Consider the following 23,092-nt stretch of genomic DNA (forward strand, 5'->3'; position numbering starts at 1 on the left):
GCAGTGGTGCGAACATCGGGCGCATGAACACGAACCCGGGCATGACCCCGGAGCGCCCTCTCTCTTGGTCGGCATTGCCGCAGGCCGCGCGGCTGCAGTTGCTGGGCAACAGCTTTCTGCGGGTGCGCGACGGGTGCACCGTCATGCCCCTTTTGGGCCTGACCGGCTCGGCGTGGCTGCATGCGCTGGGCCAGTGGCCGCTGGCGGTCTCGCTGTGGTGGGTGGCGTCCCTGTCGCTGGTCGGCATTGCCTGGGGCGCCTGGGCGCTGTGGCGGCGCGACCTGCGGCAGATGGCCGCCGGCAGCGTCGACCCGGCCACGTTGCTATCGATCTGGCTGCGCCGTGTGCAGCCCCTGGCGGCCCTGTATGGCGCGCTGCTGATGAGCCTGGCCGCCTGCGCCGGACCCGAGGCGCCGTTCGAGCTGCGGGTGGTGCTGGTCTGCGGCGGCACGCTGGTGATGGCCGCGCGTGCGGACCACCAGTCTGCGGCGCTGGTCGTGTATCTGCATTTCTTCTTTGCCAGCCTGGCGGTCGGCCTGCTGTCGCTGCCCTACGTGTTCCCGCAGCACTGGCCCTACCTGCTGCCCCTGTACCTGCTGTTTGGCGTGTTTTTGCGCAACGCGCGCATCAGCCACCAGTTCTTCCTCAGCAACATTGACCTGAGCGAACGCTTTCGCGCCGCCAAGAGCGAGGCCGAGCAGGCGCTCGCCGTCAAGAACCAGTTCCTGGCCACCGCCAGCCACGACCTGCGCCAGCCGGTGCATGCGGTGGGGCTGCTGGCCGAATCGGTTGCGCTGCGTAACCGCGACCCGGCGCTGGCCGGCACGCTGCAGGACCTGCGCCAGGGTGTGCAGTCGCTGCAGTGGATGTGCAATGCGCTGCTGGACCTGTCGCGCATCGAGGCGGGGGCCGTGCAGGCGCGGACGCAGGCCGTGGCGCTGGCGCCGCTGCTGCACGAGGTGGTCACGCTGCTGGGCGAATCCGCGCGTGCGCGCGGCCTGGTGCTGCGCCTGCGCCCGCCGCCGCCCGGCACGCGGGTGCAGGCCGACCCCATGCTGCTGCGCCAGTGTGTGGTCAACCTGGTGCACAACGCGCTGCGCTATACGCCGCATGGCGGCGTGCTGCTGGCCGTGCGCCGTCGCGGCGGGCACTGGCAGGTGGAGGTCTGGGACACGGGCCCGGGCGTGGCCGCCGAGGAGCGCGAGCGCATCTTCTCGCCGTTTACCCAAAGCGCAGCCACGCGCGCGGCGGACGACGCGGGCTACGGCCTGGGCCTGGCCGTGGTGGCGCGCTGCGCCGAGTTGATGGATGCGCCCCTGGGCCTGGTGTCGCGCCTGGGGAGGGGTTCGCGCTTTTGGCTGCGGCTGCGGGGCGCTGCGACGGTCGAAGCGCCTGGCGCCGTCGCCCCTGCCCTGGCGCCGCAGGGCAGCCTGCAGGGCCGCTGCCTTGTGGTGGAGGACGACCCCCAGGCCGCCGCGGGCTGGATGCAACTGCTGCACGACTGGGGTGTGCAGGCGCGCTGCGCGGCCGACGGTGCCGAGGCGCTGGACCTGCTGGCGCAGGGCTTTGCACCCCAGGCCATTCTGTGCGACCAGCGGCTGCGCTCGGGCGAAAGCGGGTTCGCGCTGCTCCGGCGCCTGCAGGCGCTGTGCCCCGACGCCGCGCTGGCCATGGTCAGCGGCGAATGGGATTCGCCCGCGCTGCGCCAGGCGGAGGATGAGGGCTACCTGGTGCTGCGCAAGCCGGTGGCGCCGGAGCTGCTCCACACCCTGCTACGGCAGTGGATGACTCAGGCATCCAGGTAGCTATTAAAAATATAGCTGTTAGCGCTCACTGGTAAAGCGCTAGATGCTGTTTTCATTGTTTATTCCCGGCCCGAGCCACTGTGAAAGCACCGCGTGAAGTTCGTCCACATCCACCGGCTTGCGCAGCACCAGGTAGCCCTCGTCCTGAGCGGTCTGCAGTTCGGGCGAGGCGTACTCGCCGCTCACCATCGCGCCACGCGCGTCGGGGCAGCGTTCCAGCAGCGCACGCAGCACGTCAAACCCGCTCTCGCCCGAGCGCAGCCGCTGGTCGCACAGGATGGCCTCTGGCGCAAAGCCGGTGTCCAGGTGCGCAAAGGCCTCTGCCGCGTTGGAGGCCGGGCGGGCGTCTATGCCCCAGGTGCCCAGCAGCGTAGACCAGGCGCTGAGCACATGCGGGTCGTCGTCCAGCACCAGGCAGGTCCCTTGCAAACGGGGGCTGGTGCCGGGGGCAGCGGCGGGCGCGCTGTGCAGCAGCGGGGCCGCCAGCTGCGTGGCGGGCAGCTCCAGCCAGAAACACGACCCCTTGCCCAGGCGGGACACCAGCCCCTGTCGCGCCTGCATCAACGCCACGCAGCGCGCCACCACGGCAAGCCCCAAACCATGCCCGCTGCGGTTGACGTGCCAGGCGTGTTCGGGGCGGTAAAACGCTTCGTAGATCTGCGCCTGCTCATGCAGGGCAACGCCCACCCCGGTGTCCCACACCTCGATGCGCCATTGCGCGCCCCGGCGCCTTGCGCCCACCAGCACACCGCCCTGCGGCGTGTAGCGCAGCGCGTTGTGCACCAGGTTGGCCAGCGACTGTCGCGCAAGCGCCGGGTCGGCCAGCACGGCGGCGCCGGGCGGTGGTGCGTGAAAACGCAGCGCCAGGCCGCTTGCGCTGGCATCGGTGGCGAACTGCAGGCGCACGTCGTCGAACAGCGCTGCCAGCAACACCGGGGCGGGGCGCAGCTCCACCTTGCCGGACTCGATGCGCGACAGGTCAAGCAGCGCATCAAACATGTGGTTCACCGACCGCATGCTCAGGCGCCACTGGGCCAGCAGGTCTTCGATGTGGGTTTGGCCGCGCGTTTGCACGGCAATCGCCTCGGCCAGCAGCGCCATGGCGTGCACAGGCTGGCGCAGGTCGTGCGCGGCGGTGGTCAGAAAGTGGTTTTTTTCGGCCAGCGCCGCTTCGGCTGTGTTGCTGGCCTCGCGGTAGCGCTCGGCCAGGTCGCGGCTGCGCTCCTCCAGCACCACCTGGCGCACAAAGAACCCGTGCGAGTTCATAGCACTGCGGTAGATCACGGTGGCCATGACGATCGTCATGGGCAGCACCATCGGCCATTGACCGGGGAACGTCCACGGGATCAACACCAGCCCACTGACAGAACCCATGAAATACATGCGGTACACAGCGAGCGTGGCGCTCATCTGCGCCGCGTTGGCGGCCAGAATGCCCGCCAGCGTGATGTGCAGCAACAGCATGAACTCATAGTTGCCGTGGCCCAATGACAGTGGTACCGACAGTGCCACGCCCATCCCATGCGTCAGGGCCAGCCAGCGCACGCGGCGGGTCCAGATGGGCAGCAGCACTTGCGGTGACTGCAGGGCACGTTCGCGAAGGTACCGCCGATGGCCCCACCAAACGAACAGCAGCACGGGCAGATACATGCAGCCCCACACCAGCAGTGGCGCTACCGGCCCACCCTCCCAGGCCAGTAGCAGGCCAAACAGCAGCCCCATGCTGGGCATCACCGTCATGCCCAGCCGCAGTCGCGCAAACGAGGCTTCGAGCAGCAGCAGCCAGCCTTGTGTGCTGGGCGTTTCCTGCACGCTGGAAGTGGCGGCGTTGCGCGCAGTCATGCGGGTGCGGGCGGTGCGGACACGCGATCCATGGAGTGGAGGACGGAGGCTCGGATCACGGCGGCGGCTGCAGCGGCTGCGGCAGCACCAGCAGTCGCCCCCGCAGCCGCGTGATGGCCTCCACCCGGGTGCGGGCGCCCAGGCGCTGCAGGATGGCCGTCATGTGCTCCTTGACCGTGCTTTCGGACAGCGCATATTGCTGGGCAATGCGCTTGTTGGGTAGCCCCTGCAGCACGAGGGCCAAGATCTCGCCCTGGCGTGCCGACAGGCCCAGCTCGGCCGGGGTGACGGGCAGTTCGCGGCTGCGCGCGGGGCGCTGCGCATGGGTGCCGGGCGTGAACCAGGCCAGCCCCCCCATCAGGGCCTCGATGGCCTGGGCGAAGGTCTCGGGGGGCTCTTGTTTGTGGATGAAGCCATGGGCGCCTGCTGCACGCACCTGGTCGATCACGGCGGGGTCGTCGTCGCCGCTCATCACGGCCACGGCGGTGGCGGGGCACCGGGTGCGAAGGTTGGCTATAAGCTGCAGCGTCGCACCATCGGCCAGCCAGAAGTCGACGAGCGCAATCGCCGGAGCGCCGCGCGCTTCGATCAGCGGCGCAAGCTCGTCCGCATGCGCTGCCACGGCCACCTCCATGTGTGGCCGCCGTGAGCGCAGGAACTCGGCAACGCCGCGCGCCACCAGCGGGTGGTCGTCCAGGATGAGTGCGTAGGCAGGCATGGCCAAGTAGGCGGGGGCGCCGGTGTTTGTGAAGAAGCGGGAGGCCAGCGCTGGGCGAAATTCTGCCAAGTGTTCCGCAACCGTGGTGGCGCGGAAACCCTACCAGCGTAGGGTTCCGCACGGCGCCGAGCGGCGCACAGAATCCGCGCTCCATTCACGACACGGAGTTTCTGCTCATGACCACAGCAAGCGCGCAGCGCACCTGGCAACACGCACGGCCCGCAGTCCGTTGGGCTCCCCTTGGATTGGCCGCCGTTCTGCTGGTGGGCTGCGGCGGTGGTGACGACGGCAACTCGCTGCCACCAACATTCGGTGTAGGCATCGGCGGTACGCTGAGCGGCCTCACAGAAGGCCGGACGCTGACGCTGCAGAACAATGGAGGTGATGACATGCCCCTAAGTAGGAACGGGGAATTCGTCTTCATCACTAGGCTGAACGCGGGAGATGCCTATGGGGTGACTGTCAAAACGCAGCCTGTTGGACAGCTGTGCGTAGTAACGAATGGGTCCGGTACCGTGCCGAGCAACTACGTTGGCTCAGTGGCAGTGCGCTGCGAGAACCTGGCGGCCGCCACGTTCACGGTGGGGGGCTCGGTGTCGGGGCTGGCAGGCGCGGTGGTGCTGCAGAACAATGGGGGCGACGATTTGTCGGTGGCCAGCAACGGCGGGTTTACCTTTGGGTCGGCACTGGCAGGCGGCGCAGCGTATGCGGTCACGGTGCGATCACAGCCTGCGGGGCAGAGCTGCACGGTACGCAATGGCACGGGCACCGTGGCGTCTGCCAATGTGGGCTCGGTCGAAGTGAGCTGCGGCACTGTGGTGGCCCTGCCCGAGGGCGACTGGAAGCAGGAGCTGTGCGTGACGGTGCGACCCGGTCAGTGGGGCCGATCCCTCTGGCGCATCACGCGACAGGGAGACAACCGCGTGACCGCCCAGATCGGGGTGGCGACGTATGGAGATGCCAACTGCACCGGCGCGGGCTCGGTGGCGGGGCCGCTGTCGGATGTGGGCAACGTTGTGTTCGATCGCACTGCGAGCACGGCCACGCTGACGGCGTTCTGGGGCTTGTGGAACCAGCCGTCGGGCTTGAACTCCCGCGCCGTCTGGGCCCGAAAGGACGCCCGCCTGTGCATCTTTAGCGACCAGACGCCCACCGTGTTCCCCACCGCTGCCAGCGTGGAGAGCTACGTCAATACCATCGCTCCCAACAAGTTCTGCTACACGCAGAACTGAGGCCCGGGCGTAGTAGGAGCCGCCTCGAATAAAAGGCCCCCGCAGCGATGACGCTGCGGGGGCCTTTTATTGTGTCGAAGCACTCTGCGGTCGCGTTTAGCGCGCCAGTTCCGCAGCAGTGGCCGCGTCAAGGCGACCTGAAACGGGCAGGCCCTTGTCCTTTTGAAAAGCGCGCAGCGCCGCTGTAGTTTTGCCGCCGATGGCGCCATCGGGCGTGCCCGCGTTGTAGCCCAGTTCATTGAGCTTGGCCTGCGCATCGCGCACCGAGATGCCGACGCTGGAGGGTGCGGCACCGCGCAGTGCCGAGGTCTGTGATGGAGGTGCAGCGCCGTCAACCGACAGGCGCCCACCGCCACCCAGGCCCTGGCCACGCACGGTTTGGGCCTTGTAGTTGCGCAGAGACTGCACCATCTGGTTGAACGCATCCATGAAGGCGGCGGCAATCACCTTGCCTTCTGCCGTGTTGGAGTAGCCCCCCATGCGGGCGCCGCCCGATCCGCCCAGCAGTTGCCCCATGGCGCCGAAGTCCGTCTTGGCGGCGCTGCCTTCCGATGCCGCCACCTGCACGCCGGAGCGGTTGTCGATGAGCGTGAGCAGTGCGCTGGCTTCCTTGGTGTTCATGCTGCCGCCGATGGCCGCGAGCAAGCCGCCAGCGCGCCCGCCCACCAGGCCGCCCAATGATGCAGATGCACCGCCCGCGTTGTTGTTCTGGAACACGATTTCGGGCGACAGGCCGTAGTCCGACGCCACCATCTGACCCTGGCCGAACTGGCTGCCCTGCCGCATTTCGCCGGACTGCATCAGCGAGCGCTCGCGCGTCATCGCGTTCATGCCGGCCGCGCCGCGTTCCACCACCACAAAGCAGTTGGACTGCTGCACCAGCAGGCGCAACAGGTTGGCCGTCGGCGGCAGGCGGTACTGGTCGCGCAGGATGGTGTACCAGCCGGCCTGCTGGTTTTCGATCAGCGATACCGTGCCCAGCGGGCTCTCGCAGCGCTCCAGCGAATCGCTCGCGCCCGTGGAGGCACCGCCCGCAGCGCTGCCAGTGGCCACCGTCTTGGCCTCGGCGCTGCCCATGCGCATGTTGGTGGTTTCGCACCCTGCCAGCAGCAAGGTGGCCGCGGCGGCAGCGCTGACGGCGGACAGGCGCAGGAGCGAGAGGGAAGGCAATGACAGGCCCGATGGGCCGCGAGGTAGGAATGTCTTCATGAGGAGGGGGCTGTGACAGCAAAAGAGACAGGAACAAAGTCCTGATCTTTTGCCGTACACCCCCCGCGCAGCAACCCGACTGAAGTCGGGTAGCGTGCGCGAAACCGGTGTGCTGGCGAGGGCGTGCGGCGGGGGCCGGCTTCTAGTCAGCCGTGTGGCATGGCCGCGCCCTGCAACTGCTCCAGCGTCACAAAGTCCAGCGCCCGGGCGTGGGTGCATTCCAGGATGACCGGAGGCGCCACGCCTGCCTCCCACGCCTCCTTCCAGCGCAGCGCGCACAGGCACCAGCGGTTGTTGGCGCGCAGGCCCGCAAAGCGGTGTTCGGGCCGGGGCGTGACCAGGTCGTTGCCACGGGCCAGCGAGAAATCAAGAAACGCCTGCGTGACCCGCGTGCACACCACGTGCGTGCCGTGGTCGTGTTCGTCGGTGTTGCAGCAGCCGTCGCGCAGGTAGCCGGTCAGCGGGTCGTAGGAGCAGGGCATCAGCAGCGTGCCCAGAACATTCAATGCAGCCATAGTGTGGTGAACAGGTTCTCTGAAGTGGTGGGGTGAATCGGGGGGGGCACGGTGCCCGTTTAAGTTGCAGGGGTATTTTCTTGCCCGGCGCTTGACCGGCGGCGCAGCACCACGGTGATCTGCCCGTTGGTCTCGATGGTGGCACGCTCGACCTCATGCACGTCTAGGCAGCCGCCCGCGCGCAGCGCAGCCTCCAGGTCTTCGGTGGACAGCAGCTCCTTGCGCATGAGCGAAGAGTTGATCTGCCCATCGCGCACCAGCACCTGAGGAGTGCCGTCAATCAACCGCTCGATCCGTTCAAACCGGAAGGTGATCTGTGCCAGCGCCACGTGGCAACCAATCAGCGTCAGTGCAGAGATGAGCCCCCCCACCAGCGAGTTGTCGCCCGCGTTCATGGAGTTCTGCACCGCGTTGGACAGGATCAGCAGCAGCACCAGGTCAAACGGCGCAAATTGTCCTGTCTGGCGCTTGCCCGTCAGGCGCAGAAAGATGAGCAGAAACACATACACCACCAAGCCACGCAGGATGAACTCCCACCACGGCACGCTTGTTGTCCACATCGCTTGACTCCTTAGGCAGTGATTGCGGGCACGATGGTACCCAGCGCGCTGGCGACGCGGCCCAGGCAATGACACTACCGTGCCGCGGTCACTGCATGGGTGAACCAGGGTTCGCAACCTGCGCACACGCCTGACTTGACGCCAAGGTGACTGTGCGGCGCCCGGCTGCGGGTCGCGCCGGTTGCGCGCGGCGGCGTGTGGAATGCAAGATGACCGCTTTCATGAAAGACAAGGAGCCTCCCATGCCTTTTGCGCACGTCAACGGACAGAAGCTGTACTACGAAGACACGGGCGGCAACGGCCCGGCCATCGTCTTTTCGCACGGGCTGCTCATGGACAGCGCCATGTTCGCGCCCCAGGTTGAGGCCCTGCGCGGCACGTGGCGCTGCATCACCTGGGACGAGCGCGGCCACGGGCAGACGGCAGACCCGGCGCAGTGCGAACCCTTCAGCTACTACGACTCGGCCAACGACCTGGCCGCGCTGCTGGCGCACCTGGGCGTGCAGCAGGCAGTGCTGGCAGGCATGTCGCAGGGCGGCTACCTGTCGCTGCGCTGCGCGCTGACGCACCCCGAGATCGTGCGTGCGCTGGTGCTCATCGACACGCAGGCACTGCAGGAAGACCCCGCCAAGATGGCCGGCCATGAGGTGCTGATGAAAGCTTGGCTGGAGGGCGGCCTCTCGGACGAGATCGCGGCCGTGGTCGCCCACGTCATCCTGGGCGACGACTGGCCCGGCACGCCGCAGTGGCAGGCCAAGTGGCGCACGTTCACCGTGCCCAACCTGATGCAGTGCTTCACCACCCTGGGCAGCCGCGACGACATCAGCGACCGCCTGGGCTCCATCACCGTGCCGGCGCTGGTGGTGCACGGTACGCTGGACCACGCCATCGACCTGTCGCGGGCCCAGGCCATGGCCGACGCCTTGCCCCATGCCCGCATGGTGGAGATTCCTGGCGGCGGGCATGCCAGCAATCTCACGCACCCCGAGCCCGTTAACGCCGCGTTGTTGGAGTTTGTGCGCGCGTTGCCGTAGAGCCAGTTCCAGTGCCAGGTCCTTGGTGGGGCTGGTGTGGGCGAAAATCAGCGCTTTCGACGTGGGCGCCCCGGCTCCAGCAAGGCGCCGCCCCTCGGTTGCAGCGCGCCGCGCTTGCCCGCCTATCACCACCGCCACAAGGACCCCCTTCATATGCTGCGTCGCCAGTTTCACCACGCCAGCGCCAGCGCCTTGGGCGCACTGCTGCTGATGGCCCACCAGCGCGCGCACGCGCTGTCGCTGGGCGATCTGTCCAACGCCGATGCGTCCGGAGGCGTCAAGGCCGCCCTGCAGCAGGGCGCGCAAGCGGCGGTGGCGCTGCTGGGCCGGCCGGACGGGTTTCTGGGCAATCCGCAAGTGCGCATTGGCCTGCCCGGCTATCTGGAAGACGCCGCCAAGGTCATGAAGTCGCTGGGCCAGGGGCGGCGCATTGATGAACTGGTCACCTCCATCAACCGCGCCGCCGAAGCGGCCGTGCCCATGGGCAAGGACCTGCTGGTCAAAGCTGTGCAGACCATGACGGTGACCGACGCCAAGAACATCCTGACCGGCGGCAACACCTCGGTCACCGCGTTCTTTGCCGAAAGAACCCGGCTGCCACTGGGCGAGCGCTTTTTGCCCGTGGTGAACCAGGCGACCGAGAAGGTCGGCCTTACGCAGAAATACAACGCCTTTGCGGGCAAGGCCGCGAGCTTTGGCCTGCTCAAACCCGAAGAGGCCAACCTGGCGCAGTACGTGACCGGAAAAACGCTGGACGGCCTGTACTTCATGATTGGCGAGGATGAACGCCGCATCCGTCAGAACCCGGCGGGCGCGGGCAGTGCCATCCTCAAGAAGGTGTTCGGAACCCTCCGTTGAGGGGCGGTGGCACCCGTTGATACGTTGACCATGGAACTGAAAGACAAGCAACCCTGCCCCTGTGGCCGCGCAGCCAGTGCGGGCCGCCCCGGCAAGCCGCCCGTGGCGCGCGTTTATGGTGACTGCTGCAGCCGCTATGTGGAGCACTGGGACACCACCCCCGCCCCGGATGCGCAAAGCCTGATGCGGTCACGCTACACCGCGTTTGTGGCTGAACGGGCGGACTATCTGCAGGCCACCTGGCACCCCACCACGCGGCCTGCATCGCTGGAGTTTGATACGGACACGAAGTGGCTGGGGCTGGAAGTACGTGCCTGTCGCACCACAGGCGACGACCGGGCCGAGGTGGAGTTTGTGGCCCGCTACCGTGTGGGCGGGCGGGCCGTGCGGCTGCACGAGACAAGCCGCTTTGTGTGTGAAGGCGGCCGGTGGTTTTATGTCGACGGCGACATGGCAACCTGAATTTTTAATGAAAATGACCCCTAGCGCTTATCCAGTAAACGCTAATAGCTATGAAATTTGAAGCAATTTTGTTTGACTGTGATGGCGTTCTGGTGGACAGCGAACCCATCACCAACGGCGTTTTGCGCGACATGCTGGTCGAAGCGGGCTGGGCGCTCAGCACCGAGGAGTGCATGGCCCACTTCATCGGCAAAACCGTGCGCAGCGAGGCAGCGCTGATCGAGAGGCACACCGGCCGCCCGCTGACCGACGAGTGGATGAGCCTGTTCTACGCGCGCCGCAACGCCCGGCTGGACGCCGAGTTGCTGGCGGTGCCCGGTGCCAACGACATGGTGCACGCGCTGCACACCGCGCTGGATGGGCGCATTGCCTGCGCTTCGGGCGCAGACCGGTTCAAGGTCGAGATGCAGTTGACCAAGGTCGGCATGGCGTCGTACTTTGCGGGCCGCATTTTCAGCGGCCATGAAATGCCCCGCACCAAGCCCGCGCCGGACGTGTACCTGGCCGCTGCTGCCGCCCTGCAGACCCCGCCCAGCCGCTGCGCGGTGGTGGAAGACACGGTCACCGGCATCACCGCCGGTGTGGCCGCAGGCGCCACGGTGTTTGCCTACGCACCGCTGGGCGACGGCGCCGCACTGCGCGCGGCCGGGGCTGCGTGGGTGTTTGCTGACATGGCCGAGCTGCCGGGTTTGCTGGCCGGATGGCCGCAGCAGCCTGTGGCCGTTTTACGTTGACCTTTGCCTTCTGACAGTGACCGGGCGGCGCAGCGACATGAAAGGGGTTTTGCCTATGCCAGCGATGTGGAAACCAACCCAGGCGCACGCCGCGCTCATCATCACGGCGGCGGTCGGCGCCACCAACCGCGTGGCACCCCGCTTGGTTCGTCGTGTGGCCCAGGGTGTGGCGTTGTCTGCGGCGGTGTTGCTGTCAGCATGCTCGTCGGTGCGCCCGTGGATCAACGAGCCCATGCCCGTCACCGAGCAGGTGGTCTACCAGCACATCTCGTCGCGCGACCCCAGCATTCTGGTGGCGGTCACTCTGTCGGGCGGTGGAGCGCGCGCTGCGGCGTTCGGGTTTGGGGTGCTGACCGAAATGCAGGAAACGCGGTTTGTCTGGAACGGCCGCAACACCACGCTGCTGGACGCCACCGACGTGGTCAGCGGTGTGTCGGGCGGCAGCATTGTGGCGGCCTACTTTGCGGCGCATGGCATTGAGGGGCTGCCCCGCTTCGAACAAGACTTTTTGCGCCAAAATTTTCAGAACAGCCTGATCACGCAGGCCCTGCGGCCAGGCAACCTGGTGGACCTGACATCGCCGTGGCTGGGTCGCTCTCACCTGCTGGCGCGGCGACTGGACGAGCTGTATGGCGGCCTGACCTTTGGCGACGTGGAGCGGCGCCCGTTCCACCCGCAGCTGTTCATCACCGCCACCGACATGTCGCTGGGCACGGGCTTTGAGTTCACCTGGGACCAGTTCGCGCTGATCTGCTCGGACCTGCGCACCGTGCCGCTGTCTTTTGCCGTGGCTGCCTCATCGGCGGTGCCGCTGTTGCTCAGCCCGATGACGCTGAAGAACCATGCCCACCATTGCCCTGAGCGCAAGGCAGCGTCCGCCACCAGCTCGCAGGCCGCCGTGGGTGACTACCGGGCCCGGCTGTATCGCGCCCACGAGCTGAGCTATCTGGATTCGCGACGCAAGCCCTACATCCACCTGGTGGACGGTGGCCTGGCCGACAACCTGGGCGTGCAGCGCCTGCTAGACCGCGCGCTGGCGGGCGGCGGCCTGCGCCAGACCTTCAGCGAAGTGGGCATTCCGGCCGGCACCATCCGCAAGCTGGTGCTGATCACCGTGAACGCAGAGCGCGACCCCTCGGTCAACATCGACATGAACGATACCGTGCCCAACATGGCCCAGGTGGTGGACTCGCTGCTGTTTGGCACGGGCGCACGCGCCACGCGCGAGACGCAGGAGTTTCTGCGCGACATCACCCGCCAGTGGCGGCAGGCACTGGCAGAGGGTTCCACCGGCAGCACGGACGCATTTGCGCCGGATGCCGAGATCCACGTCATCCCCGTCAACCTGCGCGACGCGCCGGACGATGTTGCGCGCCGCCGCCTGTTGCAGGTGCCCACGGCGTTGTCCATCGCGCCCGAAGAGGTGACCGACCTCATCGAAGCCGGTGGCAGCGTGCTGCGCCATTCGCCTGAATTCAGGGCGCTGGTGCAGTCGCTGCTGCGGCATTCGCAGCCCCTGCAGGCCAAAGAGTAGGCCTTGGGTTATTTGAGATATGAGGCTGCTCAGGGGCGGGTGTCGGGCGCAGGGGTGGTGGGCACGTCCTGCTCTTTGGCCGCTGCGATCTGTGCCGCCATCGCGCGCTGGTAGCCCGGGCGCTGTTGCAGCCGGTGCCAGTACATCAGCGTGGCCCCGCCAAACTGCGGCGACAGGCCCAGGTGCTCCGCCAGCAGCAGCGCATAGCCGACCGACACATCAGCGGCGGTGAACCGGCCTGCGCACAAATAGTCGCTGCGGCTTTGGGTCATGGCCGTTTCCACCGCCCGTAACCGCGCCAGAAACCAGCGGCTGTAGTCCTCCACCACCTGGGGCTGCTTGCGTTCGGCGGGCTCAAAGCGGCCATAGCGCAGAACCAGCGTTTGCGGAAACGTCAGCGTGGCCTCGCCCATGTGCAGCCAGTTCAGGTAAGCGCCAAACGCCGGGTCGGGTGGGCGCACGTCCAGCCCGGCGTCGGGGTGCGCTGCGGCGAGGTACTGGCACATGGCCGCCGATTCGGTCATGCGCGTGTCGCCCTGCACCAGCAGGGGCACCGTGCCCAGCGGGTTCTCGTCCAGAAACCACCGGGCCTTGGCGCGCGGGGGGAAGGGCAGCATGTGGAGCTGGTAGGGCAGTTGCAGCTCTTCGAGCATCCACAGGGGGCGGAAGGAACGGGCGCTGACGCAGTGGTGGAGGTGGAGCATGAGGGGCGCCGCTATCTAAGGGCTGACTGGCCGCACGGGAAGGTGTGTGAGGATGGCTTGATTGCGTTAGCTTCAGCTTTGCCCGCGTAGCTTTTGTTCGATTGCCCGTAGTGTGTTCTGTAGCTCCCGCTCCTTGATCTCAGGGTCAACATCTTGGATGTATTCCATAACCGAAAAATCATCACCTCTTTTTCGATTTTGTGGTGGTTCAAGCGCCTCGATTAGCAATGCTTCAAGCGTCGCGATTAACGAGGGAAGTGTTACCTTGATCGGAATCTCTTCCAGCTTTCCGTCATCCGTTACATCCAGTAGGCCGAACCAAGAGAAGCGATTCCAGCGACTACCCAGTCTGTCGATGGTGTGCTCAAAAAGCCGTTTACCCATTGGACGGTCCACAGAACGCCCAACATACACAACGGTATGGTGGTCATAGAGGATGTATATGCCTCGCTGTGCGCCGAAGTCCACGGGCTTGGACGATGCCTGCTGTTTTCCAAATACTTTTGGGTCGTTCTTCCATACGACCAGATCTCGTTGCCAGTACATCCCGAGGCAGCGGATGACTGACTCGTCTGAATCTTCTTGAACTGTTGCGGTCTGGGCCTCTTTTAGAACTGACGGCGTCGGCGGAGGGAGGGTAACTGTCGGCTTGCCAATTGTTTGGAGCTGCGGTGTCGTACCTCTTAGCGCGAACGTGCCTCGACTCACCTTTAAGAAAGGTGACTTTTCGCCGTCATGTTTTATGGAGCTAGTGATCTGAGCATTGACGGTTGCGTCTGGTGTAGCGCCTTCGGTTTTGTAGTACCCCTTTGAAAGAATCAGCTCAGAAATCTCTGAGTAGTGAAGCGCACGCGCCTCTTCCGCAAGGACTCGTTCAATTGCTTCACGCCATGACATGGCCATAGATAGTGCTCCTGAGATCGACTTTAATTTAGTCAGTGCGTTGGTGTTGCGGCTGCCGCGTCCGGAGTATGACAGTGGACTTTGCTTGGTGCGGATCAGTATCGTTACTCGAGCTGAACTTGAAACGTCTACGGACTCGGTGCTCCGCTCCATCGCGCTATTTACACCCTCACCACCCTCCGAAACTCCGCCGGCGATTGCCCCGTCCACCCCCGAAACGCCCGGATAAAACTCTTCTCATTCACAAATCCCGCTGCCTCGGCTACCTGTTTGATGGGGCGGTCGGTGCGGTGCAGCAGGTCCACCGCGCGGGTACGGCGCACTTCGTCTTTCAGGCCCTGAAGGGTGGCGCCTTCTTCCTTGAGTTGGCGGTGCAGCGTGCGGGGCGACACATGCAGCAGGTGGGCCAGGGTGTCAGCGCTGTGCTGGGGCAGGGCGGTGGTGGCATGCGAGCCGTGCACTCCCTGCGGCGCGCCCAGCAGTTGCCGTACGCGCTGCACCAGCAGGCGGTCGCGCCGGTACTGCAGCACGGTCAACGGCAAGGCGTGCTGCAGCATCTGGCGCAGGGCTGCTTCGTCGCGGCGCAGGGGCAGGGCGAGGTAGCGCGCGTCGAAGGAGATGGCGGTTTGCTCCGTGCTGAAGGTTATCGGCGCGCGGAACAGCACGCCATAGGCCTCGGCATGCTCAGGCGCTGCAAAGGCAAACTGCGCCGACACCAGCGGAATGCGCGAATCCACCAGCCAGCACGACAAGCCCAGCGCGTTGCGCAGCATGGACACCAGGCAGAACTCGCGCAGCGGCCCCAGGTCGCGTGCTTCGGTGATGGACAGCGTGGCGGTGTCGCCTTCGGTGCTCAGCCGCAGCGCAATGTCGTCGGTCAGCAGCCCATGGTGGCGGCACCAGCGTGCCAGCGCCACCTGCAGCGTGGGCGAGCTGATGGAGGCGCGCGCCAGCATGCCGTAACTGCCCCAAGGCAGGCGGCGGGTGAACCAGCCCAGCGCCTCGTCGTCCAGCTCTTGCATGGCGGCGTCAGAAACCTGCTCCATTTGCCAGGCGGTGATGCGGGCCTGCGCGTCTTGCAGCAGCTCAGGCGCAATCTGTGCCTGAGCCAAGGCGCGGTCGGGGCGCATGGCGCGGTGTTCGTAAGCCAATGCAATGGCCCGCACAAACGCCATGGGTGTGGCTGCAGCGGCTTGTGTCGCAGAGAGCGCGTGCTGGAGCGGCTCGGCAGTGGGTTCTAGGGATTTCACCCTGCGGAGTGTGCCGCAGTCGTGGCACGATTTGCAACCTTTGTGGCAACCCGACGGGGGTGCAGGCTTTTATGCTTGCGGATCGCCCCCGGCCCTGCGCAGGGCGGGCGGGGCACAGTGACCCAGGAGACAAAACCAATGACGGTTGCAGCCGCTGCCAATCCCGCCCCCTTGGTGAACAGCTACGCGCGCGGCGCCACCGATGTGCCGCTGATCGAGCAGACCATCGGCGCCTTCTTTGCCGACATGGTGGCCCGCCAGCCTGAGCGTGAGGCGCTGGTCAGCGTGCACCAGGGCCGCCGCTACACCTACGCCCAGCTGCAGACCGAGGCGCACCGCCTGGCCAGCGCGCTGCTGGGCCTGGGGCTGAACCCGGGCGACCGCGTCGGCATCTGGTCGCACAACAACGCCGAGTGGGTGCTCATGCAGCTGGCCACCGCGCAGGTGGGCCTGGTGCTGGTCAACATCAACCCGGCCTACCGCACGTCAGAGGTCGAATACGCTCTGAGCAAGGTGGGCTGCAAGCTGCTGGTGACCATGCCGCGCTTCAAGACCAGCGATTACCTGGGCATGCTGCGCGAACTGGCACCCGAGTGGCAGCACCAGCAGCCGGGGCAACTGGGCGCGGTCAAGCTGCCGCACCTGAACACGGTGGTGTGGATCGACGAAGCGGGCCAAGGTGCGGACGAGCCGGGCCTGCTGCGCTTTTCCGACCTGATCGCACGCGGCAACGCCGCTGACCCGCGCCTGGCGAAGGTGGCCGCCACACTCCAGGCCACCGACCCCATCAACATCCAGTTCACCAGCGGCACCACGGGCTTCCCCAAAGGCGCCACGCTCACACACCGCAACATCCTGAACAACGGCTTCTTCATCGGCGAATGCATGAAGCTCACGCCCGCAGACCGCCTGTGCATCCCCGTGCCGCTGTACCACTGCTTTGGCATGGTGCTGGGCAACCTGGCGTGCCTGACGCACGGCGCCACCATCGTGTACCCCAACGACGGCTTTGACCCGCTCACGGTGCTGCAGACGGTGCAGGACGAACGCTGCACCGGACTGCACGGCGTGCCCACCATGTTCATCGCCGAGCTGGACCACCCACGGTTTGCCGAGTTCGATTTGTCCACGCTGCGCACCGGCATCATGGCCGGATCGCCGTGCCCCACCGAGGTCATGAAGCGCGTGGTGGAGCAAATGAACCTGCGCGAGATCACCATCGCCTACGGCATGACCGAGACCAGCCCCGTGAGCTGCCAGAGCAGCACCGACACGCCGCTTACCAAGCGCGTCTCCACCGTGGGCCAAGTGCAGCCGCACCTCGAAATCAAGATCGTGGACCCCGACACCGGCGCGGTGGTGCCCATCGGCCAGCGCGGCGAGTTCTGCACCAAGGGTTATTCGGTGATGCACGGCTATTGGGGTGACGACGCCAAGACCCGCGAAGCTATTGATGCCGATGGCTGGATGCACACCGGCGACCTGGCCACCATGGACGCCGAGGGCTACGTGAACATCGTCGGCCGCATCAAGGACATGGTGATCCGCGGCGGCGAGAACATCTACCCGCGCGAGATTGAAGAATTCTTGTACCGCCACCCGCAGGTGCAGGACGTGCAGGTGGTGGGTGTGCCCGATGCAAAGTACGGCGAAGAACTCTGCGCCTGGATCATCGCCAAGCCCGGCACCCAGCCCACGGAAGACGACATCCGCGCCTTCTGCAAGGGCCAGATCGCGCACTACAAGGTGCCGCGCTACATCCGCTTTGTCACCAGCTTTCCCATGACGGTGACGGGCAAGATCCAGAAGTTCAAGATCCGCGACGAGATGAAGGACCAGCTCGGCTTGGTCGAATCCCAAACGGCGTGAAACAAAGAAGCAATACAGCATGACCATTCTCGACACCCAACTCAACGCCCGCTCGGCGGATTTTCTGGCCAATGCAGCCGCCATGCGCACGCTGGTGGACGACCTGCGCGCCCAGCTCGACAAGGTCGCCCAGGGCGGCGGCGAGGCGGCCCGCGCCAAGCACGTGGCCCGTGGCAAGCTGCTGCCGCGCGAACGTGTGCAGATGCTGCTCGACCCGGGCACGCCGTTCCTGGAATTGGCGCCCCTGGCCGCGCTCAACATGTACAACAACGATGCGCCGAGCTCAGGGCTGATTGCTGGCATCGGTCGCGTGAGCGGCGTGGACTGCATGATCGTGTGCAATGACGCCACGGTGAAGGGCGGCACCTACTACCCCCTCACCGTCAAAAAGCACCTGCGCGCGCAGGAAGTGGCGCAGCAGAACCACCTGACCTGCATCTACCTGGTGGACTCGGGTGGCGCCAACCTGCCAAATCAAGACGAAGTCTTTCCTGACCGCGACCACTTCGGCCGTATCTTCTTCAACCAGGCCAACATGAGCGCGATGGGCATCTCGCAGATCGCCGTGGTCATGGGCAGTTGCACGGCGGGCGGTGCCTACGTGCCGGCGATGAGCGATGAATCGATCATCGTCAAGAACCAGGGCACCATCTTTCTGGGCGGCCCGCCGCTGGTCAAAGCCGCCACGGGCGAGGTCGTCACGGCCGAGGACCTGGGCGGTGGCGACGTGCACACGCGCCTGTCAGGCGTGGCCGACCACCTGGCGCAAAACGACATGCATGCGCTGCAGTTGGCGCGCAACGCCGTGCGCAATTTGAATAAAAACAAGGCTCTAGCGCTTGCTGATCAAGCGCCAGTAGCTCCTAAATTCGTAGCGGAAGAGCTTTATGGCGTGATACCCGTGGACACGCGCAAGCCCTTTGACGTGCGCGAGATCATTGCCCGCATCGTCGATGGCAGCGAGTTCGACGAGTTCAAGGCCCGCTACGGCACCACACTGGTCACAGGCTTTGCACGCATCGAAGGGATGATGGTCGGCATCATCGCCAACAACGGTATTTTGTTCAGCGAGTCGGCCTTGAAGGGCGCGCACTTCATCGAGCTGTGCTGCCAGCGCAAGATCCCGCTGGTGTTTCTGCAGAACATCACCGGCTTCATGGTTGGCCGCAAGTACGAGAACGAGGGCATCGCGCGCAACGGCGCCAAGATGGTCACGGCCGTGGCCACCGCCAGCGTGCCCAAGTTCACCATCATCATCGGCGGCAGCTTTGGCGCGGGAAACTACGGCATGTGTGGCCGCGCGTACAGCCCCCGCTTTTTGTGGATGTGGCCCAACGCGCGCATCAGCGTGATGGGTGGCGACCAGGCTGCGGGCGTGCTGGCCACCGTCAAGCGCGACGGTATTGAAGCCAAGGGTGGCCAGTGGAGCATGGAAGAAGAAGAAGCCTTCAAGGCCCCCATCCGCCGCCAGTACGAAGACCAGGGCCACCCCTACTACGCCACTGCGCGCCTGTGGGACGACGGCGTGATCGACCCCGCCGACACCCGCCGCGTGCTGGCGCTGGGCCTGGCTGCCACGCGCAATGCGCCGATTGAAGACACCAAGTTCGGCCTGTTCCGCATGTGACCTGAGCAGAAGCTGCCATGGACGCCGTTGCCCACTTCACCCAGCTTGCGCTCTACAATGTGTGGGCCACGGCGCGCCTGCTCGATGCCCTGCGGGCGCTGCCGGAAGAGGCCTATCGGCGCGATGTGGGTTTGTTCTTCCACAGTATCCACGGCACGCTCAACCACCTGCTGGTGGGCGAACACCATCTGTGGTTTGTGCGGTTTGCTGAAGGCATCTCCCCCAAGGTGGCGCTGGACGCCGAACTAGAGCCCGACCGCGCGCGGCTGGATGCCCGGCTGCGCGAGGGCGCGGTCCGCTGGGCACCGCTGATCGCTTCGTTCGCTCCTGGCCGCTGGAACGGAACGCTCGACTACACCACCATGCGCGGCACGGCGGCATCACTGCCTTTTGCCGCCACGCTGGCCCATGTGTTCAACCACGGCACGCACCACCGGGGTCAGATCACGGCTGCGCTGACTGCGCTGGGCCAGCCCTGCCCCGAGCTGGATCTTGTTTACTTCTTGCAAAACCCGTCCAAGCCATGAGCCAGAACCTGTCCATCACCCAATCCGGCGCCGTGGCGCGCATCACGCTCACGCAGCCCGAGATCCGCAACGCCTTCAGCGATGAGGTCATTGCCGAGATCACCGCCGCCTTTATTGATGTGGGCGGGCGCCCCGATGTGCGCGCCGTGGTGCTGGCCGCGGAAGGCCCGGCCTTCTGCGCCGGTGCCAACCTGAACTGGATGCGCCGTATGGCCGACTACACGCGGGACGAGAACCTGCTGGACGCCGCCAAACTGGCCGAGATGCTGCGCGTGATCTACGAATGCCCCAAACCAACAATAGCCCGCGTGCAGGGCGATGTGTACGCTGGCGGCATGGGCCTGGTGGCCGCGTGCGATATGGCGGTGGCGGTGGACACGGCGGGCTTTTGCCTCAGCGAGGTGAAGCTCGGCCTCATCCCCGCCACCATCAGCCCCTATGTGATCCGCGCCATGGGCGCGCGGGCCGCGCACCGCTATTTCCTCACGGCCGAGCGCTTTGGTGCCGCCGAGGCGCTGCGCATCGGCTTTGTGCATGAGGTGGTGGCGGTCGATCAGCTCGACGCCAAGGTTGATGAACTTCTCAAGGCCCTGACCAGTGCCAGCCCGAACGCCGTGCGCGCCTGCAAGAAGCTGGTCATCGATGTGGCCGAACGAGAGATCAACACTGGCCTGATTGCAGCCACCGTCGAGGGCATTGCCGACATTCGCGCGAGCGACGAAGGCAAAGAGGGCGTGCAGTCCTTCCTCAACAAGCGCAAACCCAACTGGCTATGAAACACCCCCTGAGTCGCTGCGCGCCTTCCCCCTCTCTCGCTGCGCGGGAGGGGGACGATGCCCTCACTGCGGGGCGGCCCTTGCTCGGCATCCCTGGCATGGAGCCGTGGCGGTCTCTCTGGCACGACGTAGTGCCAAGCGCGGCGGAGAACTGACATGGACACCCTCTGGTTCAACATCGTGCAGTGGCTCCACACGCTGGGGCTGCATGTGGATGGCGGCACGGCGCGCGCTGTGGGCGACGCGGCGGCCGCCGCCACCGCGCAGCTCGACATGCCCAGCCTGCTGGCGCTGGCCGCAGCACTGGGCTGGGCCAGCGGCTTTCGGCTGTATGCCGTGGTGTTCCTCGTCGGCATGATGGGGGTGCTGGGCTGGATGCCCCTGCCACCCGGCCTGGCCATGCTGCAGCACCCGGTGGTGCTGATGGTCAGCGGCTTCATGCTGCTGGTGGAGTTTTTTGCCGACAAGGTGCCCTGGGTGGACAGCGCCTGGGACGCCGTGCACGCCTTCATCCGCGTGCCTGCAGGCGCCGCGTTGGCGTATGGCGTTTTTGGGGCCGACAACGCCACGATGGCTGTGGTGGCGGGGCTGCTGGGCGGCTCGCTCTCTGCTACGTCGATGGCGACCAAGATGACCACCCGCGCTGCGGTCAACACCTCGCCCGAGCCTTTTTCCAACTGGGGCCTCTCGTTCTTTGAGGATGGCCTGGTGGTGGCTGTGGTCTGGCTGGCCACGCAGCACCCGGTGGCGTTCGGCATTGCGCTGGTCGTGATGGTGATCGTGTCGGTGCTGCTGCTGGTGGTGTTGTTCAAGTTTCTGCGCGCCGTGGTGCGGCGCCTTTCTCGTTTCTTTTCTGGCTCCCCTGGAGTGGCTTAAATGTTTACAAAAATTCTGATTGCAAACCGGGGTGAGATTGCGTGCCGAGTCGCCGCAACTGCCAAGCGCCTGGGCGTCAAAACCGTCGCTGTTTACTCGGATGCCGACGCCAGCGCCAAACATGTTGCGGTGTGCGACGAGGCTGTGCACATCGGCGGCAGTGCGCCCAAGGAGAGCTACCTGCGCTGGGAGCGCATCATCGACGCCGCCAAGGCCACGGGCGCGCAGGCCATCCACCCTGGCTACGGTTTCTTGAGCGAGAACGAAGAATTCGCGCAGGCCTGTGCCGACGCCGGGCTCGTTTTCATCGGCCCGCCGCCTTCGGCCATCAAGGACATGGGGCTCAAGGCCGAGTCCAAGCAGCTCATGGAAAAAGCCGGTGTGCCGCTGGTGCCCGGCTACCACGGCAGCGACCAGGACCCGGCCCTGCTGCAGCGCGAGGCCGACCGCATTGGCTACCCCGTGCTCATCAAGGCCAGCGCGGGTGGCGGCGGCAAGGGCATGCGCGCGGTGGACAAGGCCGAGGACTTTGCCGCCGCGCTCGACTCCTGCAAGCGCGAGGCCATCAACAGCTTTGGCGACGATGCGGTGCTTATCGAAAAATATGTCCAGCGCCCGCGCCACATCGAGATCCAGGTGTTTGGCGACACGCTGGGCAACTATGTGTACCTGTTCGAGCGCGACTGCTCGGTGCAGCGCCGCCACCAGAAGGTGCTAGAAGAAGCGCCCGCCCCGGGCATGACGCCGGAGATGCGTGCCCAGATGGGAAATGCCGCCGTAGCAGCCGCGCGTGCAGTGAACTACGTAGGCGCGGGTACGGTGGAATTCATCGTTGAGCAGCGTGCCGATGGCTCCATGAACTTCTTCTTCATGGAGATGAACACCCGCCTGCAGGTGGAGCACCCTGTGACCGAAGCCATCACCGGGCAGGACCTGGTGGAGTGGCAACTGCGCGTTGCATCTGGCGAGCCGCTGCCGCTGCAGCAGGACGAGCTGCGAATCACAGGCCACGCCATCGAGGCGCGCATCTGTGCCGAGAACCCCGACAACAACTTCCTGCCCGCCACGGGCTCGCTCAACGTCTACGCGTTACCCGAATGCGTGACGTTCGAACGGGGCGCAGTGCGTGTTGATTCCGGCGTGCGCCAGGGCGATGCGATCAGCCCGTTTTACGACTCCATGGTGGCCAAGCTCATCGTGCACGGCGATACGCGCGAGCAGGCGCTGGCACGTTTGGACGAGGCGCTGGCGCAGACCCACATCGTGGGCCTGGCGACCAATGTGCAGTTTCTGCGCCGCGTGGCGCGCTCCGAGTCGTGTGCCAAGGCCACCCTCGACACGGCCCTCATCCCGCGCGAGCAGGCCGTGTTGTTCCACCAGGAAAGTGTGGGCCTGCCTCTGGCTGCCGCAGCTGCCGTGGCGCAGACCCTGCTGAACGAACGCGCCAGCGAAGGCGTGGACCCGTTCAGCCGCCGCGATGGCTTCCACACCCATGGTGTGGTGCAGCGCCGTTTTGAGTTTGAGTTTGGTGGCGAACATGCCAAGGCCTGGCTGACCTACGAGCGTGGCGGCAGCCTGCGCCTGGCGGTGGGCGAGGGTGATGCGCAGGTGACGGGGCCCCTGGTGTTCAACGCTGTGGCGCAGGGCATCGAGTTGCAGTTTGCAGGCCAGCGCACGCGCGCTGCCGTGTACGCCCAGGGCGAGGTGGACCACATATTCACCCCGCTGGGCGCTACACAGATCACCGCCATCGACCTGCTGGCCCATGCGGGTGAGGCAGTGGCCGAAGGCGGGCGCCTGACAGCCCCCATGCCCGGCAAGGTGGTGTCGTTTGCCGTGAAGGCGGGCGACGCAGTGACCAAGGGTCAGCCGCTGGCGGTGATGGAAGCCATGAAGATGGAGCACACCATTGCCGCTCCGGTCGATGGCGTGGTGGCCGAGCTGCTGTACGCGCCTGGCGATCAGGTGACCGAGGGGGCGGAGCTTCTCAAGCTGGCGGCGGTCGAAAAGGCCTGATGGGCTCCGGGGCGCCTTGCAGGTGACAGCGCGAGGTGTCC

The 23,092-nt window shown here is 65.9% G+C and carries 21 protein-coding genes; 13 read left to right on the plus strand and 8 right to left on the minus strand.

The window, feature by feature from the left end; genetic code table 11:
• Positions 1 to 23: 23 nt before the first annotated feature.
• The gene (locus ACK4OE_RS11905) at positions 24 to 1,805 is read left to right on the plus strand and encodes a hybrid sensor histidine kinase/response regulator (protein WP_409885020.1); all 1,782 of its coding nucleotides are present in this window, start codon (positions 24 to 26) and stop codon (positions 1,803 to 1,805) included.
• A gap of 39 nt (positions 1,806 to 1,844) precedes the next feature.
• On the opposite strand, the gene ACK4OE_RS11910 is transcribed toward ACK4OE_RS11905, so the two are convergent.
• Together ACK4OE_RS11910 and ACK4OE_RS11915 are read right to left on the minus strand one after the other, a co-directional pair.
• Entirely contained in the window at positions 1,845 to 3,647 is a 1,803-nt protein-coding gene (locus tag ACK4OE_RS11910) for an ATP-binding protein (RefSeq protein WP_409885021.1), read from the minus strand.
• 55 nt (positions 3,648 to 3,702) lie between these two features.
• On the minus strand, positions 3,703 to 4,365 hold the full coding sequence (locus ACK4OE_RS11915) for a LuxR C-terminal-related transcriptional regulator (protein ID WP_409885022.1): 663 nt from the start codon (positions 4,363 to 4,365) through the stop codon (positions 3,703 to 3,705).
• A gap of 176 nt (positions 4,366 to 4,541) precedes the next feature.
• On the opposite strand from ACK4OE_RS11915, the gene ACK4OE_RS11920 reads away from it, so the two are divergent.
• On the plus strand, positions 4,542 to 5,597 hold the full coding sequence (locus ACK4OE_RS11920; RefSeq protein ID WP_409885023.1) for a hypothetical protein: 1,056 nt from the start codon (positions 4,542 to 4,544) through the stop codon (positions 5,595 to 5,597).
• A 96-nt stretch (positions 5,598 to 5,693) separates the two neighbouring features.
• Here the strand turns inward: ACK4OE_RS11920 and ACK4OE_RS11925 are convergent, their stop codons facing one another.
• From ACK4OE_RS11925 to ACK4OE_RS11935, 3 genes are all read right to left on the minus strand, one after another.
• Entirely contained in the window at positions 5,694 to 6,806 is a 1,113-nt protein-coding gene (locus ACK4OE_RS11925) for a peptidoglycan-binding protein (RefSeq protein ID WP_409885024.1), read from the minus strand.
• Between the two features lie 146 nt (positions 6,807 to 6,952).
• Positions 6,953 to 7,321, minus strand: coding sequence for a DUF2237 family protein (locus ACK4OE_RS11930; RefSeq protein WP_409885025.1), 369 nt, complete (start codon positions 7,319 to 7,321; stop codon positions 6,953 to 6,955).
• 59 nt (positions 7,322 to 7,380) lie between these two features.
• Entirely contained in the window at positions 7,381 to 7,881 is a 501-nt protein-coding gene (locus ACK4OE_RS11935) for a DUF421 domain-containing protein (RefSeq protein WP_409885026.1), read from the minus strand.
• A 242-nt stretch (positions 7,882 to 8,123) separates the two neighbouring features.
• Here ACK4OE_RS11935 and ACK4OE_RS11940 point away from each other — a divergent pair, with 242 nt between their 5' ends.
• The 5 genes from ACK4OE_RS11940 (at position 8,124) to ACK4OE_RS11960 (ending at position 12,503) form a co-directional block, all read left to right on the plus strand.
• Positions 8,124 to 8,915: an alpha/beta fold hydrolase gene (locus tag ACK4OE_RS11940; protein ID WP_409885027.1), complete on the plus strand. Its 792-nt coding sequence runs from the start codon at positions 8,124 to 8,126 to the stop codon at positions 8,913 to 8,915.
• Positions 8,916 to 9,068: 153 nt separating this feature from the next.
• Positions 9,069 to 9,773 (plus strand): DUF4197 domain-containing protein, encoded by a 705-nt coding sequence (locus ACK4OE_RS11945; RefSeq protein WP_409885028.1) that lies wholly within the window; start codon positions 9,069 to 9,071, stop codon positions 9,771 to 9,773.
• Positions 9,774 to 9,803: 30 nt separating this feature from the next.
• A complete protein-coding gene (locus ACK4OE_RS11950; protein ID WP_409885029.1) occupies positions 9,804 to 10,235 on the plus strand; it encodes a YchJ family protein in 432 nt (143 codons plus the stop codon).
• A 50-nt stretch (positions 10,236 to 10,285) separates the two neighbouring features.
• Positions 10,286 to 10,969 carry an HAD family hydrolase gene (locus ACK4OE_RS11955; RefSeq protein ID WP_409885030.1) on the plus strand — a complete coding sequence of 228 codons (684 nt, stop codon included), beginning with the start codon at positions 10,286 to 10,288 and terminating at the stop codon, positions 10,967 to 10,969.
• Positions 10,970 to 11,033: 64 nt separating this feature from the next.
• Positions 11,034 to 12,503: a patatin-like phospholipase family protein gene (locus ACK4OE_RS11960; protein ID WP_409885031.1), complete on the plus strand. Its 1,470-nt coding sequence runs from the start codon at positions 11,034 to 11,036 to the stop codon at positions 12,501 to 12,503.
• 29 nt (positions 12,504 to 12,532) lie between these two features.
• On the opposite strand, the gene ACK4OE_RS11965 is transcribed toward ACK4OE_RS11960, so the two are convergent.
• The 3 genes from ACK4OE_RS11965 to ACK4OE_RS11975 all read right to left on the minus strand — a co-directional run bounded on the left by ACK4OE_RS11965 (position 12,533) and on the right by ACK4OE_RS11975 (position 15,285).
• The gene (locus ACK4OE_RS11965; RefSeq protein WP_409885032.1) at positions 12,533 to 13,207 is read right to left on the minus strand and encodes a glutathione S-transferase family protein; all 675 of its coding nucleotides are present in this window, start codon (positions 13,205 to 13,207) and stop codon (positions 12,533 to 12,535) included.
• Between the two features lie 72 nt (positions 13,208 to 13,279).
• Entirely contained in the window at positions 13,280 to 14,110 is an 831-nt protein-coding gene (locus ACK4OE_RS11970; RefSeq protein WP_409885033.1) for an HTH domain-containing protein, read from the minus strand.
• A 161-nt stretch (positions 14,111 to 14,271) separates the two neighbouring features.
• Positions 14,272 to 15,285: an AraC family transcriptional regulator gene (locus tag ACK4OE_RS11975; RefSeq protein WP_409885053.1), complete on the minus strand. Its 1,014-nt coding sequence runs from the start codon at positions 15,283 to 15,285 to the stop codon at positions 14,272 to 14,274.
• Positions 15,286 to 15,498: 213 nt separating this feature from the next.
• Between ACK4OE_RS11975 and ACK4OE_RS11980 the strand changes: the two genes are divergently transcribed.
• The 6 genes from ACK4OE_RS11980 (at position 15,499) to ACK4OE_RS12005 (ending at position 23,051) form a co-directional block, all read left to right on the plus strand.
• Positions 15,499 to 17,229, plus strand: coding sequence for an AMP-binding protein (locus ACK4OE_RS11980; RefSeq protein WP_409885034.1), 1,731 nt, complete (start codon positions 15,499 to 15,501; stop codon positions 17,227 to 17,229).
• Positions 17,230 to 17,248: 19 nt separating this feature from the next.
• The gene (locus ACK4OE_RS11985) at positions 17,249 to 18,856 is read left to right on the plus strand and encodes a carboxyl transferase domain-containing protein (protein ID WP_409885035.1); all 1,608 of its coding nucleotides are present in this window, start codon (positions 17,249 to 17,251) and stop codon (positions 18,854 to 18,856) included.
• Positions 18,857 to 18,873: 17 nt separating this feature from the next.
• A complete protein-coding gene (locus ACK4OE_RS11990; protein WP_409885036.1) occupies positions 18,874 to 19,383 on the plus strand; it encodes a DinB family protein in 510 nt (169 codons plus the stop codon).
• A complete protein-coding gene (locus tag ACK4OE_RS11995) occupies positions 19,380 to 20,159 on the plus strand; it encodes an enoyl-CoA hydratase/isomerase family protein (protein WP_409885037.1) in 780 nt (259 codons plus the stop codon). The genes ACK4OE_RS11990 and ACK4OE_RS11995 overlap by 4 nt, the downstream gene beginning before the upstream one ends.
• Before the next feature lie 156 nt (positions 20,160 to 20,315).
• Complete coding sequence (locus ACK4OE_RS12000) at positions 20,316 to 21,035, plus strand: DUF4126 domain-containing protein (RefSeq protein ID WP_409885038.1); 720 nt, start codon at positions 20,316 to 20,318, stop codon at positions 21,033 to 21,035.
• Positions 21,036 to 23,051, plus strand: coding sequence for an acetyl/propionyl/methylcrotonyl-CoA carboxylase subunit alpha (locus ACK4OE_RS12005; protein ID WP_409885039.1), 2,016 nt, complete (start codon positions 21,036 to 21,038; stop codon positions 23,049 to 23,051).
• The last annotated feature ends 41 nt before the right edge of the window (positions 23,052 to 23,092 follow it).

The sequence above is a fragment of the Acidovorax sp. genome (assembly GCF_046314175.1).
In the GTDB taxonomy this organism is placed as follows: domain Bacteria; phylum Pseudomonadota; class Gammaproteobacteria; order Burkholderiales; family Burkholderiaceae_C; genus Acidovorax.